20 protein-coding genes and 1 pseudogene are annotated in these 16,753 nt (G+C 67.3%); 11 read left to right on the forward strand and 10 right to left on the reverse strand.

The window, feature by feature from the left end; all coding sequences use genetic code 11:
• Positions 1-53: 53 nt before the first annotated feature.
• From ACCQ05_RS06605 to ACCQ05_RS06645, 9 genes are all read right to left on the reverse strand, one after another.
• Entirely contained in the window at positions 54-332 is a 279-nt protein-coding gene (locus tag ACCQ05_RS06605; RefSeq protein ID WP_022973268.1) for a RebB family R body protein, read from the reverse strand.
• Positions 333-386: 54 nt separating this feature from the next.
• Positions 387-653 carry a RebB family R body protein gene (locus ACCQ05_RS06610; protein ID WP_101361696.1) on the reverse strand — a complete coding sequence of 89 codons (267 nt, stop codon included), beginning with the start codon at positions 651-653 and terminating at the stop codon, positions 387-389.
• A 30-nt stretch (positions 654-683) separates the two neighbouring features.
• Complete coding sequence (locus ACCQ05_RS06615) at positions 684-953, reverse strand: RebB family R body protein (RefSeq protein WP_064507351.1); 270 nt, start codon at positions 951-953, stop codon at positions 684-686.
• A gap of 38 nt (positions 954-991) precedes the next feature.
• On the reverse strand, positions 992-1,279 hold the full coding sequence (locus ACCQ05_RS06620; protein WP_064507350.1) for a RebB family R body protein: 288 nt from the start codon (positions 1,277-1,279) through the stop codon (positions 992-994).
• A gap of 804 nt (positions 1,280-2,083) precedes the next feature.
• Positions 2,084-3,148: a uroporphyrinogen decarboxylase gene (gene hemE / locus ACCQ05_RS06625; protein WP_228961924.1), complete on the reverse strand. Its 1,065-nt coding sequence runs from the start codon at positions 3,146-3,148 to the stop codon at positions 2,084-2,086.
• Between the two features lie 14 nt (positions 3,149-3,162).
• On the reverse strand, positions 3,163-3,414 hold the full coding sequence (locus ACCQ05_RS06630) for a WGR domain-containing protein (RefSeq protein ID WP_005995035.1): 252 nt from the start codon (positions 3,412-3,414) through the stop codon (positions 3,163-3,165).
• Between the two features lie 109 nt (positions 3,415-3,523).
• Positions 3,524-3,721 (reverse strand): hypothetical protein, encoded by a 198-nt coding sequence (locus ACCQ05_RS06635; protein ID WP_228961923.1) that lies wholly within the window; start codon positions 3,719-3,721, stop codon positions 3,524-3,526.
• A gap of 65 nt (positions 3,722-3,786) precedes the next feature.
• Positions 3,787-4,899 (reverse strand): 3-dehydroquinate synthase, encoded by a 1,113-nt coding sequence (aroB, locus tag ACCQ05_RS06640; protein WP_372393296.1) that lies wholly within the window; start codon positions 4,897-4,899, stop codon positions 3,787-3,789.
• A complete protein-coding gene (locus ACCQ05_RS06645; RefSeq protein WP_104541810.1) occupies positions 4,896-5,438 on the reverse strand; it encodes a shikimate kinase in 543 nt (180 codons plus the stop codon). The genes aroB and ACCQ05_RS06645 overlap by 4 nt, the downstream gene beginning before the upstream one ends.
• A gap of 204 nt (positions 5,439-5,642) precedes the next feature.
• On the opposite strand from ACCQ05_RS06645, the gene pdxH reads away from it, so the two are divergent.
• The 9 genes from pdxH to ACCQ05_RS06690 all read left to right on the forward strand — a co-directional run bounded on the left by pdxH (position 5,643) and on the right by ACCQ05_RS06690 (position 11,958).
• The gene (gene pdxH, locus ACCQ05_RS06650) at positions 5,643-6,242 is read left to right on the forward strand and encodes a pyridoxamine 5'-phosphate oxidase (protein ID WP_104541812.1); all 600 of its coding nucleotides are present in this window, start codon (positions 5,643-5,645) and stop codon (positions 6,240-6,242) included.
• A complete protein-coding gene (gene aac(6'), locus ACCQ05_RS06655; protein WP_372393297.1) occupies positions 6,239-6,694 on the forward strand; it encodes an aminoglycoside 6'-N-acetyltransferase in 456 nt (151 codons plus the stop codon). The genes pdxH and aac(6') overlap by 4 nt, the downstream gene beginning before the upstream one ends.
• 93 nt (positions 6,695-6,787) lie before the next feature.
• Positions 6,788-7,204: a YjfI family protein gene (locus ACCQ05_RS06660; RefSeq protein ID WP_372393298.1), complete on the forward strand. Its 417-nt coding sequence runs from the start codon at positions 6,788-6,790 to the stop codon at positions 7,202-7,204.
• Between the two features lie 9 nt (positions 7,205-7,213).
• Positions 7,214-7,984 carry a PspA/IM30 family protein gene (locus ACCQ05_RS06665; protein ID WP_372393299.1) on the forward strand — a complete coding sequence of 257 codons (771 nt, stop codon included), beginning with the start codon at positions 7,214-7,216 and terminating at the stop codon, positions 7,982-7,984.
• 26 nt (positions 7,985-8,010) lie between these two features.
• Positions 8,011-9,093 (forward strand): potassium channel family protein, encoded by a 1,083-nt coding sequence (locus tag ACCQ05_RS06670; RefSeq protein WP_372393300.1) that lies wholly within the window; start codon positions 8,011-8,013, stop codon positions 9,091-9,093.
• Positions 9,090-9,767, forward strand: coding sequence for a YjfK family protein (locus ACCQ05_RS06675; protein ID WP_372393968.1), 678 nt, complete (start codon positions 9,090-9,092; stop codon positions 9,765-9,767). The genes ACCQ05_RS06670 and ACCQ05_RS06675 overlap by 4 nt, the downstream gene beginning before the upstream one ends.
• A gap of 34 nt (positions 9,768-9,801) precedes the next feature.
• Positions 9,802-10,206: a DUF350 domain-containing protein gene (locus ACCQ05_RS06680; protein WP_372393301.1), complete on the forward strand. Its 405-nt coding sequence runs from the start codon at positions 9,802-9,804 to the stop codon at positions 10,204-10,206.
• Positions 10,207-10,219: 13 nt separating this feature from the next.
• Entirely contained in the window at positions 10,220-10,792 is a 573-nt protein-coding gene (locus ACCQ05_RS06685; protein ID WP_104541826.1) for a DUF1190 domain-containing protein, read from the forward strand.
• The gene (locus ACCQ05_RS06690) at positions 10,792-11,958 is read left to right on the forward strand and encodes a glutathionylspermidine synthase family protein (RefSeq protein ID WP_372393302.1); all 1,167 of its coding nucleotides are present in this window, start codon (positions 10,792-10,794) and stop codon (positions 11,956-11,958) included. Before ACCQ05_RS06685 ends, ACCQ05_RS06690 begins: the two co-directional genes overlap by 1 nt.
• Positions 11,959-12,400: 442 nt before the next feature.
• On the opposite strand, the gene ACCQ05_RS06695 is transcribed toward ACCQ05_RS06690, so the two are convergent.
• Positions 12,401-13,771: an MFS transporter gene (locus ACCQ05_RS06695; RefSeq protein WP_372393303.1), complete on the reverse strand. Its 1,371-nt coding sequence runs from the start codon at positions 13,769-13,771 to the stop codon at positions 12,401-12,403.
• Between the two features lie 97 nt (positions 13,772-13,868).
• Here ACCQ05_RS06695 and soxR point away from each other — a divergent pair, with 97 nt between their 5' ends.
• Positions 13,869-14,315, forward strand: a complete 447-nt coding sequence (soxR, locus tag ACCQ05_RS06700; protein ID WP_104541918.1) for a redox-sensitive transcriptional activator SoxR — start codon at positions 13,869-13,871, stop codon at positions 14,313-14,315.
• A 159-nt stretch (positions 14,316-14,474) separates the two neighbouring features.
• Positions 14,475-16,454, forward strand: a pseudogene (locus ACCQ05_RS06705) (M1 family metallopeptidase).
• Positions 16,455-16,753: the final 299 nt, after the last annotated feature.

Raw genomic sequence — 16,753 nt, forward strand, 5'->3', positions numbered from 1 at the left:
CGCGTATCGAACCAGGCGCCGCTCACACGCTGGCAGCGGCGCCTGGCCGTCGATCACCGAAGCCCGGCGCTGAGAATTTCCCGGGTGGCCACACCATCGGAGGCGGTGTCGATCGAATACAGGGTGGACACGCCCTGGGTGGTCGATGCCTGCATCGTCACGTAGGACTGCTGCTGGTTGTTGGTGGCGTTGTGCGCGGCGTTGGACAGCGCCTGGCTGGTGGCGACGAACAGGTTGCCCATTGCGATCGCCGGCGCATCGCCGAGGACCTTGGTGTTGACCTGCGAAACGGAATCGGTGATCTGGCTGTTGACGGCGGTCGGAAAGGCCATGGTGATAGCTCCTTACAGGGTGGTGGAAGAACGAAGACGCTGCGGCGTTAGCGGTTAGCCGAGAATCTTCTTGGTGGCGGCGCCAGTGGCGCCGGTATCGAGCGAATACAGCAGCGAAACGCCCATGGTGGTTGCTGCCTGTGCGGTCACATACATCTGTTGTTGCGCGAGTGTTGCGTTGTGGGCCGCGTTTGCCAGCGCCTGGGCGGTGGCCTGGTACAGATTGCCCATGGCTGCGGCGGGCGAGCTTCCCAGCACCTGCAGGTTGGCCTGGGTAACCGAGTCGGTGATCTGGTCGTTGACGGCGGTGGGAAATGCCATTGGCGAATGTCCTTGGCGTCAGCCTGGCCGTTAAACGCTCAGGATCTGCTTGGTAACGACGCCGGTGGTCGCGGTGTCGATGGAGTACAGGGTGGCCACGCCCATGGTGGTGGCCGACTGCGCGGTGACATAGCTCTGCTGCTGCGCGTTGGTCGCGTTGTGGGCGGCATTGGCCAAGGCCTGGGCGGTGGCCTGATAGAGGTTGCCCATGGCGATGGCCGGGGCGTCGCCAAGCACCTTTGTGTTGACCTGGGTTACGGAGTCGGTGATCTGGTTGTTGACTGCAGTGGGAAATGCCATTTGGTGCTCCTTGGTGGACGAAGGTCAGCGCATCACGTTCAACCCAGGCCTTTGACGCCTGTGCTCAGAATCTGCTTGGTCGCCACTCCGGTGGTGGCGGTATCGATGGAGTAGAGCGTGGCCACGCCCATGGTGGTGGCCGATTGCGCAGTGACATAACTCTGCTGCTGCGCGTTGGTCGCGTTATGTGCCGCATTGGCCAACGCTTGTGCGGTCGCCTGGTAAAGATTGCCCATGGCGATGGCCGGGGCATCGCCCAGCACCTTGGTATTGGCTTGTGTGACGGAGTCGGTGATCTGGTCGTTGACGGCAGTTGGAAAGGCCATGCTTTTCTCCCTGATGGACGGATGATTGAAGCGCTGGAACAAACGTGACGGTGTCGAGGTTGCGCAGGCGGCTTCGCCTGGCTGGAGATGTGTTGCAGTGGCACCGCATCACCGTGGAGACACAGTAAATCTCCTTGGTCCGGGAAAATTGGTTTAAACAACGGCAATGCCGGGCTTATCGACGTGAAGCCCGATCCGCTTTAGAAGCGTCTGCGATCCAATGACGCGTTTTGGAACGGCGTGCGGTGAATGTAGTGGGGAATCGCAAAGCGGATTACAGAAAGGCCACGCAGAACGGACGAGTACAGGCTGCTCTTGACGCAAATCAGGAAGGCTTGCGTCCGCCTGGCGATTCTTTTGCAGCTGGCAATGGCCAGCCGCCAGGCTATCGGTGCCCTACGAACTCCCAGTCCACGCGTTCCAATGAGTGGCCGCGTTGCTGTTGGGCTCGGTATGCATCAGGTCGGTGACCTCGGCAAGGCACACGCCCACTGCCACGCATCCATTGGTGTGGCGAGATACGTTCAAGGGAATCGGGCGGGAAGGCCGCACCTGGAGCGGATGCAGGCGCGATGCAGATGGAGGCATGCAAGCTGGGCCTGCTATCCCCGGGGAATGCCTTCGTCATTGCGTCGCATACGTGGCGGCGCGGCGGCCTGGCAGCATCGGCTACGTACCGGCGGTGCTGCCCATCCATTGTCGACGCAGCCACCGCCCGTCATCACGCTCGGCGTGGGCTACCCGGGTGCAAGCGCTGAGCGGCAGTCGACAGCACACCGGTGCGCTGTCGGCCCGTGTGTTGCATTACCGCCTGCTCAAACTCTGCACCGCCTCGACCAGCACGCCCACGTGCTCCGGATTCATATCCGGCGACATGCCGTGGCCGAGATTGAACACGTGGCCTTCGCGCGAGCCGCCGTTGCCCTCGGCATAACTGTCCAGGGTCTTGCCGACTTCGGCGCGGATCGCCTCGGGCGAGCCGTACAAGGTGGCCGGGTCCAGGTTGCCCTGCAGCGCAACGCGGCCGCCGGCGCGCTGTGCGGCGTCGGCCAGCGAGATGGTCCAGTCCACGCCCACCGCTTCGGCGCCGCTGGCGGCCAGCTCGCTGACGTAGGCGCCATTGCCCTTGCCGAACAACACCAGCGGGGTGCGCTCGGCCCCGTCGCCGCGCTCCAGCTCACGCGCGATGCGGGTCAGGTAGGGTAGCGAAAATTCGCGGTACATCGCCGGCGACAGCACGCCGCCCCAGGTGTCGAACACCTGCAATGCCTGCGCGCCGGCGGCGCGCTGCGCGGACAGGTAGGCGATGACCGCATCGGTGACGGTGCCGAGCAGCTGATGCAGCACAGCCGGCGCGTTGAAGGCCATTGCCTTGATGCGCGCGTATTCCTTGCTGCCGCCGCCTTCGATCATGTAGCAGGCCAGCGTCCACGGGCTGCCGGAGAAGCCGATCAGCGGCACCGCGCCATCCAGTTCGCGGCGGATCAGGCGCACCGCGTCCATCACGTAGCGCAGCTCGGTTTCCATGTCCGGCACGCCCAGGCGGGCGATGGCGGCCGCATCGCGTACCGGGTGGCGGAACTTGGGGCCTTCGCCTTCGACGAAGTACAGCTCCAGGCCCATTGCATCGGGGATGGTCAGGATGTCGGAGAACAGGATCGCCGCATCCAGCGGAAAGCGCTGCAGCGGCTGCAGGGTCACCTCGCAGGCGATCTCCGGGTTCTTGGCCATGCCCAGGAAGCTGCCGGCGCGCGCGCGGGTGGCGCGGTACTCGGGCAGATAGCGGCCGGCCTGGCGCATCAGCCACACGGGGGTGCGGTCCACGGGCTGGCGGTTGAGGGCGCGCAGCAGGCGATCGTTCTTGAGCATGGGAAGAGATGTCCTCAAAGCGGCGCGTCGGCGCCGCCGGTGATGAGTTGGAAGCCGCGTTTGAGCTGGGTGTCGCGGGCCTTTTCGAAGGCACGGTCGGCCTCGTCCTGCAGCAGGTACTGGTCGCGTCGCAATTGCGTGCGCCCGCCGATCTGGCCGCTTTCGCGCAGCAGTTCCCAGCCACCGAACAGATCCGGTTGCAGGGTCAGCTGGACGTAGCGAAGCGGCTCGTTACCGCCGGAATCGTGTTGCAGAAGGATACGCATGGCGCCGATTGTAGCCGGGCGCTGCTGAAGGCTGGGAGGCGGTGGGCGCGCCGGGTTGCTCCGGTTGCGAAGCTCCAGCGGGCAGTGCTGGCGATCCGTGCGGTGGATGTCAGCAGGCCGGCGCGTTGAGCGGCGGCGATCCGCCGCGCTGGTGAAAGGCTGGCGCCGCGGTGGTGGATGGGCGCTCCGCTTCGTCCGCGCAGGCGATCGGCACGCAGGCACGGCGCAGGAGCGCATTCGGGCGCGGCAGAGCGTTACCGGTCATGCCCGATCGCGCCCCGGTGCGCTCCTGCAAAAGAGTGAGCATCGGGGCGATCGACGGCAGTTGTGTGCGGCCATGCAGCGTGCCGTGCCTGTATTGGCAGGTGGGCCTCAGCCGGCCAGGATCTCCCGCACCGCGGCCTCGTCCACATCCGGCACCACTTCGGCCTTGCCGATGCCGCGCCACAGCACCAGGCGCAGGCGTCCGGCCACGTTCTTCTTGTCCAGGCGCATGCGGCCGAGCAGCGCATCGGGCGACAGCCCGGCCGGGATCTTGGTGGGCAGGGCGAAGTCGCGCAGCAGGGCGCGCAGCGCCTCGGTGTCCTGCGCGGTGCTCATGCCCAGCGCCGCCGACAGGCGCGCGGCCAGCACCATGCCCACCGCCACCGCTTCGCCATGGTTGAGGTTGTCGTTGCCGGGCGCGCCGTAGCCCTGTTCGGTCTCGATGGCGTGGCCGAAGGTGTGGCCCAGGTTGAGCAGGGCGCGCTCGCCTTTTTCCAGCGGGTCGCGCGCCACGATCTCGGCCTTGTGCTCGCAACTGCGGGCGATCGCCTGCGCCAGCGCGGCGGCATCGCCGTCCAGCAAGGCGTGGCGCTCGGCATGCAGCCACTGGAAGAACAGCGGGTCGCGGATGGCGCCGTACTTGATCACCTCGGCCAGGCCGGCGCGCAGCTCGCGCGCGGGCAGGGTGCGCAAGGTGTCGGTATCGGCGATCACCGCGCGTGGCGGATGGAACGCGCCGACCAGGTTCTTGCCCTGCGGGATATCCACCGCGGTCTTGCCGCCCACCGACGAATCCACCATCGCCAGCAGGCTGGTGGGCAGCTGCACGCAGTCCACCCCGCGCATCCAGCAGGCGGCGGCGAAGCCGGCCAGGTCGCCGACCACGCCGCCGCCGAGCGCGAACACGCAGGCGTCGCGGGTGGCGCCCAGCTCGGCCAGCGCGGCGATGGCGGCACCGAAGTTGTCCAGGGTCTTGGAGGCTTCGCCGGCGGCGATCACCAGCTCGCCCAGCAGCAACTCCGGGCGTGCCTGCAGCAGCGCGTTGCGCACGCCGGCGGCGTAGTGCGGGGCCACCTGCGAGTCACTGAGCAGCAGCACGTGGCGGCCGCGCACGTGGCTGGCCAGGCGTGCGCCATCGGCCAGCAGTCCGGGGGCGATGGTGATGGTGTAGGGGGTCGCACCGTCGACATCGACGCTGCGCGAGGAACGGGGAAGTGTCATGCAGGGGTACTCGACATGCGCCATTGCGCGGCCAGCCGCAGCACCAGCTGCGCGGTGGCCTCGTTGGGGGAGAAATGATCGGTTTCCAGCGTGAGGTCGGCGACCTCCTGGTACAGCGGGGTGCGCTGGGCGGCCATGCTGTGCAGCACCTGCTCGCGGTCGGCGCGCTGCAGCAGCGGACGATTGCGGTCGCGCGCCAGCCGGGTGAGCTGCGCCGGCACGCTGACATGCAGGTAGACCACGAAGCCGCGCTCGCGAATGCGCTGCCGGTTGCGCGCATCCAGCACCGCGCCGCCACCGGTGGAAATCAGTTTGTTGTCCTGTTGCAGCAGCGCCTGCAGCGTCTCCGCTTCCAGCTGCCGGAAGCGGGCTTCGCCGTGCTGTTCGAAGATGGCCGGGATGCTGCTGCCGGCCTGCTCGACGATGGCCTGGTCCACATCCACGAAGTCCAGCCCGAAGCGCTCGGCCAGGCGGCGGCCGATGCAGCTTTTTCCGGCGCCCATCGGGCCGACCATCACGAGATTGGGAGCAGGGTTCATGCGCACCGATCCTAGCATTCACGCCCACGCAAGGGGCCGGTTGCGGCGTGGTGAAACCATTTCTTGCTGCGCGCTGCCCGCGCTTGCCAGGGTGCGCGTGGCAACGCAGCGGACGCCGCGGTCATCGCAGGCCGCGGTGTGGCAAGGGGACAAGCGCACGCGATGCGCCCACAATGGACGCCCATCCTGCTGCCACGCACCGACATGCCCGATCTGTACGCAGAAGCCCTTGCCACCTTCACCGCGCTGTATGCCGAGGCGCACGACAGCGCCGAGCTGGAAGCCAGCGCCATGACCGTGGCCACCGCCAATGTGGACGGGCGCCCGAGCGCGCGGACCGTGCTGCTCAAGGCCTTCGACACGCGCGGCTTCGTGTTCTACACGCATCTGGACAGCGCCAAGGGCCGCGACCTGCAGACCCATCCGCAGGCGGCGCTGCTGTTCCTGTGGCGCAGCCTGCGCGAAGCCGGCATCCAGGTGCGCATCGAAGGCGGCGTGCAGCTGGTGAGCGCGGACGAATCCGATGCCTATTTCGCCTCGCGCCCGCGCATGAGCCAGATCGGCGCCTGGGCCTCGCTGCAGTCGCAGACGCTGGGCTCGCGCGCCGAATTCGAGGCGGCGATCGCCAAGGTGGAAGCCACCTTCGAAGGCCGTGACGTACCGCGTCCGGACGGCTGGGGCGGCTTCCGGGTAGTGCCGCAGGCGTTCGAATTCTGGTACGGCGCCAAATTCCGCCTGCACGAGCGCTGGCGTTACGAAGCCGATGCGGCCAGCCACTGGACCAAGCGGATGCTGTATCCATGAGCGCGCAGGCCGGGTGGCGGGTGCGCGCGGCGGTCGCTGCCGATGCACAGGCCTTGCTGGCCTTGCGCCTGGCGTTGTGGCCGGATGCCGACGATGGCCTTCACGACCTGCAGGCCGCGCTGGCGCAACCAGGGGCCAGCCACCTGTTGGTGGTGGACGAGGCGGATGCGGCGCTGGGGTTTGCCGAGGTGTCGGTGCGCCACGACTACGTCAATGGCACCGACAGCACGCCGGTGGGCTTTCTGGAAGGCTGGTATGTGATGCCGGCCTGGCGCGGCCGCGGGCTCGGTCGTGCGCTGGTGGCAGCGGCGGCCGAATGGACCCGGGATCGGGGCTGTGCAGAGCTGGCCTCCGATGCGCGGCTGGAAGACAGCGGCGCCCAGGCGGCGCATGCGGCGTGCGGTTTCGAGCCAACTGAACGGGTGGTCTACTTCCGCCTGCCGCTTGCCTGACCAGCGGACGTGTGGCCCTTTCTGCCGATCGCAGACAGTCTGTAGTATGTCCGCCCATCGCTTGACCACCGTTTCCAAAGGACAGGACTTCGTATGACGCAGTACACCACTGTCGAACTGCACGGCCTGCTGGCCGAGCGCTACCGCGGCCAGCCGATCGAGGTCGAACTGATCGACGGGCTGGAGCCGGCCATCAACCTCACCCTGGCCGACCACGGCGACATGCAGATCCAGGTGGCCGCATCCGGGTCGCAGATCTTCGTCTCCACGCTGCTGGCGCATGCTGACCAGGTCAACGACCGCGCCGCATTCAACGATGCCTGCCTGCGGCTCAATCCGCTCAATCCGCTCTCCAACCTGGGCCTGGTCCAGGTCGACGGAGAGGACAGCTACGTGGTGTTCGGCGAGCTGTCGGCCTCGTCCACGCTCGACCAGATCGACGAGGAAATCCAGACCCTGGCGGCCAACACGCTGGACGCCGCCGAATCTCTCAAGCCGTTCTTTTCATAAGGCGTTGTCATGAGTATTTTTTCCAAGCTGATCACGCTGCTGCGTGGGACTGCACATGAAACCGGCCAGAAGGCCGTCGATGCCAACGCATTGCGTATCCTCGACCAGGAAATGCGCGATGCCGGCGCCCAGCTCACCCGCTCGCGCGAAGAGCTGACCAAGCTGATGGCGCAGAGCAAGCTCGCCCAGCAGAAGATCGACGCGCGCGCCGGCAAGATGGCCGAGTACACGCGCTACATCGAAGGCGCGCTGGCCAAGAACGATGAGGCGCTGGCGCACGACGTGGCAGTGAAGCTGGCCGCGCTGGAAAGCGAGGACGCCGGCGACAAGGCGTCCAAGACCGCGCTGGACCAGTCGGTGGCCACGCTCAAGACCACCATCCAGAAGACCGAAAACCAGCTGCGCGGCATGCGCCAGCAGATCGATACGGTCAAGGCCACCGATGCGGTGCAAAAGGCGCAGGCCGCCATCGCTGCGCGGCATTCCGGTGCCAGCAGCAAGATGGGCTCGGCGCTGGAATCGCTGGAACGCATCAAGGCGCGCCAGGCCGAAACCTCCGCACGCATCGAATCGGCCGAAGAGCTCGAGGCCGCCAGCGGCGACGGCGATCTCAACCGTCGTCTGGCTGCCGCCGGCCTGATGGAGGGCGAATCCAACGCCGCCGCGGTGCTGGCCCGCTTCAAGAAGCCGGCTGCGCAGCTGGGCCATGAGAGCGGCGGCAGCGCGCCGTTGATCGGCCAGGTGCGCGACGTGCAGCAGGTTCCGCGCAGCGACAGCTGACCCAGCGCCACGGCACAGGACGCGCCATGATCATCGTTGGAAAGCTTTTCCGGGTCTTGCGGCGCCACGTGCGCCGCGTCAGCTGGGGTGTGGTGGCGCTGGCGTTGCTGGCGCACATGGGCCTGAGCTGGGTGTTGCTGCTACTGGCTGGCGAGCACAAGCTCGTCGGCCTGGACGCGTTCCCGTATTACTACATGACCACCGCCACCACGATCGGCTACGGCGACCTGTCGCCAGGGTCGGTGGCCGGGCGCTATATCGCCGCATTCGTGCTGATGCCGGGCGCGGTGGCGCTGTTCGCCACGGTGCTGGCCAAGACCAGCGCGGTGCTCATCACTTTCTGGAGGCGCCACTACATGGGCAAGATGGCCTACGACGGGTTGCGCGGGCACACCGTCCTGATCGGCTGGCAGGGCGCGGCCTCGGCCCGCCTGCTGGAGCTGTTGCTGTCCGATACCGCCACCGACGACGAGGGCGTGGTGCTGGTGGCCGAAGGCATCGCCGAAAATCCGATGCCCGACCATATGCGCTTCATCGCGGCCGAGTCGTACACGCATACCGAGGTGTACCAGCGTGCCGGCATCGCCGGCGCGGCGCGGGTGATCGTCAATCCGCCCTCCGACGACCAGACCCTGGCGGCGGTGTTCGCGTTGATGGCGCATGCGCCGGCTGCGCATGTGGTGGCGCATTTCGATTCGGCCAGTGCCGCGCGGCTGGTCAACCATCATTATCCGGCCATCGAATGCACGCGGCCGATGACTGCCGAAATCCTGGCCCGCGCGGCGCAGGACCCGGGCAGCGCGGCGATCACCGCCGAACTGCTGTCGGTGGACGATGGCCCCACCCAGTTCAGCCTGTCCGTGCCGGCCGGTCTCCAGCCCCTTGACTACAGCCAGGTCGCGGCGGATTTCAGCCGACGCGGCGCCTTGTTGCTGGGCCTGCGCGCGCCCGACGGCGCGCTGCGCCTGAATCCGCCAGCGGGCACCGCGGTGCCTGCCGGCGCCACGCTGTACTACCTGAGCGAGCAGCGTCTGCCTGCGCAGGCCATCGCATGGCCAACGCTGTGCGCTGCCACGGCTTCCGTTCCCGCATCGCCACGAGGTGTCTGACGATGAGTTTTTTCAGCAAGTTGTTCGGCCAGGCGCAGCCGCCACCGTTGCCCAACGCCGCTACCGGCGCGATCGGGCATGCGCTGCCGTTGGGGTTGCGCGTGGGTGGGCAGGTCGCCATCGATACCACGCTGTACCGCATGGCGCCGGACGCCATGACCGCCGAACTGCCGGGCGGCAATCAGGGCATCCCCTGCTACGGCCACGTCGACCTGGGCGATGGCTATGCGCTGCACCGGTTCTACCTGGATGACGACGCGTTCCTGCAGGTCACCACCGTGGGCGGCGATCTGGAGGCGATGAAAGCGTTCGTGTATTGCGAGACGGTGAACCCGCCGAGCAAACAGGCCTTCCAGGACTTCGTGATGCAGCATCCGCACCTGGGTGCGGCGCAGATCGACTACGCCGGCAAGCGCTGGCAGCGCGCCACCCAGTCCACCGACGCTACCGCCCGCATTCCGCCCATCGCCTACGACGAAGTGCTGTACCGCTACCAGCCGCCGCGCCGCGATGGCGATCTCACCCATTACGCCATGCTCTACAGCCGCGACGTGCCGGAACTGCAGCGCGAGGAATTCCTGCTGGTGACCGGCGAGGATTCGGGCCCCAACGAGTTCTGCGTTACCTACGCGGTCGGCATCGACGTCACCGTCGCCGATCTGGACATCACCTGAGCCTGTGCTCGCCCTTCTCTCAACCGGTGCTTTCATGAATCCGATCAACCTGCAGAGCTTCCTGGCGTTTCTTTCCTACTTCGGCACCGGCCTGGGCGTGCTGATCGTCTCGGTGGTGCTGGTGACCCTGATCACCCCGCACAAGGACTTCACCTTGCTGCGGCAGGGCAATGTGGCCGCCGCCGCCGCGTTGGCCGGCAACCTGGTCGGCGTGGCGCTGCCGCTGCATTCGGCCATTTCCCACTCGGTGAGCCTGGTCGATGCGCTGATCTGGGGCGCAGTGGCGTGTGGCATCCAGGTGCTGGCGTATCTGCTGGCCAACCTGGTGGCCGGGCGCATCTCGCGCCAGATCACCGACAACGTCGCCGCCGCGGGCATCTTCTCTGCCGGCGTGTCGATCGCAGTTGGCCTGATCAACGCCGCGGCGATCACGCCGTAACGGAGCCTGCGCCATGAAGCGATCACGCAACCTCACGCTCACCCTGATGGCCGCCTTGCCGGCCGCGCTGACCACCGGCTGCGGCTCGGAGCCGGAAACCGGGGTGGTGCTGCAATCGGCATCGGACTGTTACCAGATCAAGCAGGAACAGGGCAGCATCGAGCAATGCCTGAAGGCCTACGACGAGGCCGCAGCCAAGCACCAGCAGACCGCACCGCGTTTCAACACGCGTTACGAATGCGACGAGCAGTTCGGCAGTTGCACCGCGATACAGAACCAGGGCCAGCAAAGCTGGATCCCGCCGATGGGCGGGTTCCTGCTGGGTTATGCGCTGGGCAATATGAGCGGTGGCGGCGGCTATCGCTACGGCGGCGCGATCCCGTTGTATCGCGATTACCGCAGTGGCGGTTTCTACAAGCCCAATGGCGATCTGGCCAGCAATCGCACCGGCACCGTGCGCGGGCGCAGCGGTGCCATCGACATGCCGACGCGGGCGATCACCGTGTCGCGCTCGGGCTTCGGCTCCAGTGCGGCGGCGCGCAGTTCGTTCGGCAGCGGCGGCCGCAGCTCCGGGTTCGGCGGCTGATGCAACGCATCGCCATCGCCGAGCGCCCGGATTGGCGCACCCAGGCCGAGTCGCTCGGCTTTCATTTCCATACCATCGACGGCGAGCCATATTGGGACGAGCGCGCGTACTACGCGTTCTCGTTGCGGCAGATCGAAGACGATATCGAAGCGCCTACCCAGGATCTGCATGACATGGCGATGCAGCTGGTGGACGAGGTGGTCGGCTCGGAAGAATTGCTGACCAGGCTGGCCATTCCAGCGTTCTACTGGGACTGGATTGCCGGCTCCTGGAACAACCGCGACCCGCATCTGTACGGCCGCATGGACCTGGCCTATGCCGGTGACGGCCCGGCCAAGTTGTACGAGCTCAATTACGACACGCCGACCTCGTTGTACGAAGCGGCGTACTTCCAGTGGCTTTGGCTGGAGCAACAGATCGCCAGCGGTGCGCTGCCCAAGGGCACGGATCAGTACAACCTGATCCAGGACCTGCTGTGCGAAACGCTGGGTGCGCTGGCGATGGAGGGCGCGGTCGGCGCGCAGATGCATTTTTCCGCGGTGCGCGACTCGCTGGAAGACCGCGCCACGGTGCGCTACCTGCGCGACTGCGCGCATCAGGTGGGCATCGCCACCGAAGAAGTGGCCATCGAAGACATCGGCCTGAGCGCCGAGGGCTGGTTCACCGACGACCAGGACCGCGTGATCCACACGCTGTTCAAGCTCTACCCGCTGGAATTCATGATGGAAGAGCGCTTCGGGCCTGCGCTGATCGCCAACCGCGTGCGCCTGATCGAGCCGGCGTGGAAATCGGTGCTGAGCAACAAGGGCATCCTGCCGCTGCTGTGGGAACGGCACCAGGGCCATCCGAACCTGCTGCCCGCGCGTTTCGCGCAGGCAAACGAAATGGCAAGCGCCGGTTGGGTGCGCAAGCCGCTGCTGTCGCGCGAGGGCGCCAATATCTCCGTGGTGACCGCACAGGGCGAGACCGCGCAGACCGACGGGCCGTATTCGGACGGGCCAGCGATCCTGCAGGCGCACCATCCGCTGCCGGTCTTCGACGGCCGCCACGCGCTGGTGGGCAGCTGGGTGGTGGCCGATCGCCCGGCCGGGCTGGGCATGCGCGACGACGACGGCCCGATCACCCGCGACACCTCGCGCTTCGTGCCGCATGTGATCCTGGATTGAGGGTGTGCATTGCATACGCCGCAACCGCTGGCAAGTCCGTGCGGATGTGCGATGCAGTGCAGGTTTTCCACACCCCCTGTGGATGGAAGTTGCACAAGGCTGTGGACAAGTGCCGGCAGGCCCCGGCCTGCAAGGCTGTCAAGATGGGTGGCGAAAAAATGACCAATCGACCGCGGTGATCCATTCGCCACGCCGATCGACGCGATGCCGGCAAGATCGGCAAAGTCGTCGCCGGTCTCATGCCCGTCGATGCGTCGCACGTGGGGCCGGCATGAGACAGCGCATCAGGTCTTTCGTTGGGGCAACGATGCAGGCGATGCAAACGATGCCCATCGAACGGCGGCGACACTGTGGCGGCGACATCCGCACGCCACGGTCAACAGGGCTTCAGTCTCCCGCCCCCCCGTTGCGGACACGCGCGTCGCAGCGCATGCCGTACGCCTCAGACCCGCCGCGCGACCACAAAGCTCGCCACCGCCAGCAACCAGGCCAGCACGAATACGCTGAGATAGGCGGCCGCGGTGGCCGATGCCAGCAGCGCGGCGAACACCGCGCCGGCCAGCGCCAGCATGCCGGCCACCGCAATGGCTTCGCTCAACTGCATCGCCGAACTGTTCGCCCCTTGCCGATCGGGCGGCGACAGCGACAGGGTCAGCACCGACAGGCTGGGATACAGCAAGCCCATACCCAGCCCGGTCAACGCCCAGCCGGCAATCGCCACCGGCACCGGAAACGCCGGCCACACCGTACCGGCGCCGATCGCGATGCCCACCATCATCAGCACAGCCCCGGCCTGCAGCAGGCGCGGTCGCGACCAGCCGGCACGGCTGTGGCCCTGGTACCAGGAGCCACTGAACCAGCCCAGCGCACCAACGCTCAGCGCGATCCCGGCCAGCAACGGCGACAGCCCGCGCTCGCGCGACAACAGCAGCGGCAAGAACGCCTCGAAGCCGAAGAACGCCGCCGCCGCGATGCCGCGCAGCGCGATCACGCTGGGCAGGCCGCGGGCCAGCCGCAGGCTGCCGGCCGGCAACAGATGCCAGGCGCAATACACAGTGAGCAGCAGCGCCGGCAGCATCGCCGCCGGCGCCTGCATGCCGTGCAGTTGCCCGCCCAGATACACGCCGAGCACGCCGGTCGCCGCCCCGATCGCCCAGCCCACGACCGCATTCGAGTCGGTGGCGGTCGGGTTGGACCAGCTGCGCCCGCGCAATGCCGGCCACAGCATCAGCCCCGCCGGAATCGCCAGCAGCGGGACCGACAAGAACACCCAGCGCCAGCCGGCGTGCTGCACGATCACGCCGCTGATGCTCGGCCCGATCAACGACGGCACCACCCAGCCTGCCGAAAATGCCGAGAACACCCGCGGTCGCAGGTGTTCCGGATACAGCCGCCCGACCAGCACATACAGCGCCACCGAATAAGCGCCCGCGCCCAGCCCCTGCAGCAGGCGGCCGGCGATCAACAGCGGCATGCTCGGCGCCAGGCCGGCGATCAGCAAGCCGATCACGAAGCACAGCAGTCCGGCGCCCAGCGCGCCGCCGGGGCCGTGGCGGTCGCTCCAGCGCCCGGCCGCAGTCATGCCCACCACGCTGGTGGCCAGCGTGCCGCCGAACGCCAGCGCGTACAGCGGCAGGCCGTTCAATTCGCGCGCCACCGTCGGCATGGCTGCGGCCACGGCCAGCGATTCGAAGGCATTGAGCGAGACCAGCGCCACCATGCCAAGGGTCGCCGCACGATACGGCGCGGACAGAATCGAGGCAGGCGACGAAGGGGGGCGGGCGGCGGCGGGCAGGGCGGTATCGGTGGGCATCGAACATCCAGGGCAGGTGGGCACAGCCAGGACCGTGCTGCTTGCATCGGTCATGGCCGCGCAGCATCCTGCCTCAACCAAGGTTGAGGTCAACGCAATGCAGCGTGAGTTGTCGGTGGGCGAGGTGGCCAGGCGCAGCGGCGTGGCGGTATCGGCGTTGCATTTCTACGAGCGCAAGGGACTGATCCGCAGCCTGCGCACCGCCGGCAACCAGCGGCGCTACGCGCGCGATGTCCTGCGGCGGATCGCGGTGATCCGCGTCGCGCAGCGGCTGGGCATACCGTTGCAGCAGGTGCTGGAGGCATTTTCGGTGCTGCCGGAGCAACGTACGCCCACGCGTGCGGAGTGGGCGCGCATGTCTGCGCGCTGGCGCGGGCAACTGGATGCGCGCATCGGCGAGCTGCAGGCCCTGCGCGACCAGCTGACCGATTGCATCGGCTGCGGCTGTCTGTCGCTGCGGCGGTGCCGGTTGAGCAACCCGGACGATCGATTGGCCGACGACGGCGATGGCGCCCTGCGCCTGGGTGCTCTGGCCCCGGAGTGATGGCCGCAATGCGGTGGCGTGCGTTGGGTAGTGCGCGCGTTGGCAGCGACAAGCGGCGCGCCTTGCGGACGCGTCGATGGCGGCCCGTTTGACCGCGGGCGGCACGGACGCCGAGGCGAGTGGCCGTAGCATGGACATTCCCCCGTTGCAGGATTCGCCATGTTCCCCACCATGCGCCAAGCGCTCGCCGTTGCCGTGTCGCTGACCTGTGCCTGTGCAGGGGCCGCGAGCGCTGCTGCGCAGCCATCGGCCAGATTCGATCCGCTGGTGTTGTTCGCGCCGCTGCAATTGCCCGACGCCCCCAATGCCTACCGGAGCGGCAGCGGTGTGCACGGCCCGCTGTTCTGGCAGAACCGTGCCGATTATCAGCTGCAGGCCAGCATCGACCCGGCCAGCCACACGCTCAGCGGCGAGGCCGCGATCCGCTATACCAACCACAGCCCCGACACCTTGAGCGTGTTGTGGCTGCAGCTGGACCAGAACATCTACCGCGCCGACGCACGCGCCGCCGCCAGCCGCCCGTCTGGGCGCACCCAGTTCACCGACGGCATGCAGATCGCCAGCGTGGAGATCGACAGCGGCGGGAAGCGCCAGCCTGCGCACTTCCTCATCGACGACACCCGCATGCGGGTGGACCTGCCGCAGCCGCTGGCCGGGCAGGGCAAGGCGCTGACCTTGCACATCCGTTACCGCTACCGCATTCCCGGTACCTGGGGCGGGCGCACCGCCTACAGCGCCAGCAAGCAGGGCGAGATCTACGAAGTGGCGCAGTGGTATCCGCGCATGGCCGTCTACGACGATCTGCGCGGCTGGGACACGCAGCCATACCTGGGCTCGGAGTTCTACCTGGAATATGGCGATTTCGATTATGCGGTGACCGTGCCGGCAGGTTTCCTGGTGGTCGGCTCCGGTGCGCTGACCAATCCGTCCGAGGTACTCAGCCGCGCCGAGCAACAGCGGCTGCAGCAGGCGCGTGGCAGCGATCGCACGGTGCTGATCCGCACGCCGGCAGACGTCGCGGCAGCGGCAGCGGCGCCGGCAGGGCCGGGGACGCGTACCTGGCGCTTCCATATGGAGCACACCCGCGACGTGGCGTTTGCCGCATCGCCTGCGTTCGTGTGGGATGCCGCACGCATCGACCTGCCGGACGGCAAGCAGTCTCTGGCGATGTCGGTGTACCCGTTGGAAGCGGTGGGCGCGGACAAGTGGAATCGCTCCACCGAATACGTCAAGGGCGCGATCGAACATTTCTCGCAGTGGTATGCGTACCCGTGGCCGGCGGCGATCAACCTGGGCGGCTACGGCGCCGGCATGGAATATCCGGGCATCGTGTTCGATGGTTTCGAGGACGGCGGCAAGGACCTGTTCTGGATCACCGCGCACCAGATCGGCCACACCTGGTTTCCGATGATCGTCGGCTCCAACGAACGCCGCCACGCGTTCATGGACGAGGGCTTCAACACCTTCATCGATGTCTATGCATCGGATGCCTTCAACAAGGGCGAGTACGCGCCCAAGCGCGATTCGGAATATGCGCCCAAGGGCGGAAATCCGGTCGATGAGATCCTGCCGTTGCTGGCCGACCGTAGCGCGCCGACGCTGATGGACATCGCCGATGCCACCAGCGAGACCTACCGTCATCGGCTGACCTATTTCAAGGGTGCGCTGGGCCTGGTGCTGCTGCGCGAACAGATTCTGGGGCCGGAACGCTTCGACCCGGCGTTTCGCAAGTACATCGCCAGCTGAGCCTACAAGCATCCCACCCCGTCGGATTTCTTCCGTCTGATGGAAAGCGAGAGCGGCGAAGACCTGGGCTGGTGGTGGCGCGGCTGGTACTTCAACAACTGGCAGCTGGACATGGGCATCACCCGGGCGCAATACGTCGACCAGGATCCGGCCAAGGGGCTGCGGCTCACCCTGCGCAGCCGCCAGCCACTGGTGATGCCGGTCACCGTGCGCGTGGACCTGGCCGACGGCAGCCACCTGGACCGCCGCGTGCCGGTGGAAACCTGGCTGCAGAACGCCACGCCCACGCTGACCCTGCCGACCACCCAGAAAGTGCTGCACGTGACGCTGGACCCGGAGCATGCGCTGCCCGACGCGGATCGGAGCGACGACCGGCTGGATGCGATCGGCTGAGTGTCGCGTGCGCACGCGCTGCATCCTGTCGCAGGCGCGAGGAGCCGTCGCCACGCACTGCGTGGGTCGCCTGTGGTGTGCATCCAATCGATTGCGATGCTGGTGCTGGCGATGTCATGCCTCGGGCGCGGCGGCTGTGGCACAGACGTGTCTGCGGCGGTGGCGGTCCGATGGCGTCCCGGCGCCGGATTGCCACCGCCCTCGCCGCATTGCGGGCCGCCGTCGCGCTCGCGCTGCAGGGTTTGCGCAGTCGCCGTGGGTGGCTGCGGCGCGGTGGATGCATTGTGCAACTTTCACCG

Origin of the sequence: Xanthomonas sp. NCPPB 3582 (assembly GCF_041475735.2) — a bacterium.
Classification (GTDB): Bacteria; Pseudomonadota; Gammaproteobacteria; order Xanthomonadales; family Xanthomonadaceae; genus Xanthomonas; species Xanthomonas codiaei.

What these genes read in the sequence shown, in the direction of transcription:
- ACCQ05_RS06605 (WP_022973268.1), bottom strand. Translation starts at nt 332, where the DNA reads ATGGCCTTTCCGACCGCCGTCAACAGCCAGATCACCGATTCCGTTTCG.
- ACCQ05_RS06610 (WP_101361696.1), bottom strand. Translation starts at nt 653, where the DNA reads ATGGCATTTCCCACCGCCGTCAACGACCAGATCACCGACTCGGTTACC.
- ACCQ05_RS06615 (WP_064507351.1), bottom strand. Translation starts at nt 953, where the DNA reads ATGGCATTTCCCACTGCAGTCAACAACCAGATCACCGACTCCGTAACC.
- ACCQ05_RS06620 (WP_064507350.1), bottom strand. Translation starts at nt 1,279, where the DNA reads ATGGCCTTTCCAACTGCCGTCAACGACCAGATCACCGACTCCGTCACA.
- hemE (WP_228961924.1), bottom strand. Translation starts at nt 3,148, where the DNA reads ATGCTCAAGAACGATCGCCTGCTGCGCGCCCTCAACCGCCAGCCCGTG.
- ACCQ05_RS06630 (WP_005995035.1), bottom strand. Translation starts at nt 3,414, where the DNA reads ATGCGTATCCTTCTGCAACACGATTCCGGCGGTAACGAGCCGCTTCGC.
- ACCQ05_RS06635 (WP_228961923.1), bottom strand. Translation starts at nt 3,721, where the DNA reads ATGCTCACTCTTTTGCAGGAGCGCACCGGGGCGCGATCGGGCATGACC.
- aroB (WP_372393296.1), bottom strand. Translation starts at nt 4,899, where the DNA reads ATGACACTTCCCCGTTCCTCGCGCAGCGTCGATGTCGACGGTGCGACC.
- ACCQ05_RS06645 (WP_104541810.1), bottom strand. Translation starts at nt 5,438, where the DNA reads ATGAACCCTGCTCCCAATCTCGTGATGGTCGGCCCGATGGGCGCCGGA.
- pdxH (WP_104541812.1), top strand. Translation starts at nt 5,643, where the DNA reads ATGCCCGATCTGTACGCAGAAGCCCTTGCCACCTTCACCGCGCTGTAT.
- ACCQ05_RS06660 (WP_372393298.1), top strand. Translation starts at nt 6,788, where the DNA reads ATGACGCAGTACACCACTGTCGAACTGCACGGCCTGCTGGCCGAGCGC.
- ACCQ05_RS06665 (WP_372393299.1), top strand. Translation starts at nt 7,214, where the DNA reads ATGAGTATTTTTTCCAAGCTGATCACGCTGCTGCGTGGGACTGCACAT.
- ACCQ05_RS06670 (WP_372393300.1), top strand. Translation starts at nt 8,011, where the DNA reads ATGATCATCGTTGGAAAGCTTTTCCGGGTCTTGCGGCGCCACGTGCGC.
- ACCQ05_RS06680 (WP_372393301.1), top strand. Translation starts at nt 9,802, where the DNA reads ATGAATCCGATCAACCTGCAGAGCTTCCTGGCGTTTCTTTCCTACTTC.
- ACCQ05_RS06685 (WP_104541826.1), top strand. Translation starts at nt 10,220, where the DNA reads ATGAAGCGATCACGCAACCTCACGCTCACCCTGATGGCCGCCTTGCCG.
- ACCQ05_RS06690 (WP_372393302.1), top strand. Translation starts at nt 10,792, where the DNA reads ATGCAACGCATCGCCATCGCCGAGCGCCCGGATTGGCGCACCCAGGCC.
- ACCQ05_RS06695 (WP_372393303.1), bottom strand. Translation starts at nt 13,771, where the DNA reads ATGCCCACCGATACCGCCCTGCCCGCCGCCGCCCGCCCCCCTTCGTCG.
- soxR (WP_104541918.1), top strand. Translation starts at nt 13,869, where the DNA reads ATGCAGCGTGAGTTGTCGGTGGGCGAGGTGGCCAGGCGCAGCGGCGTG.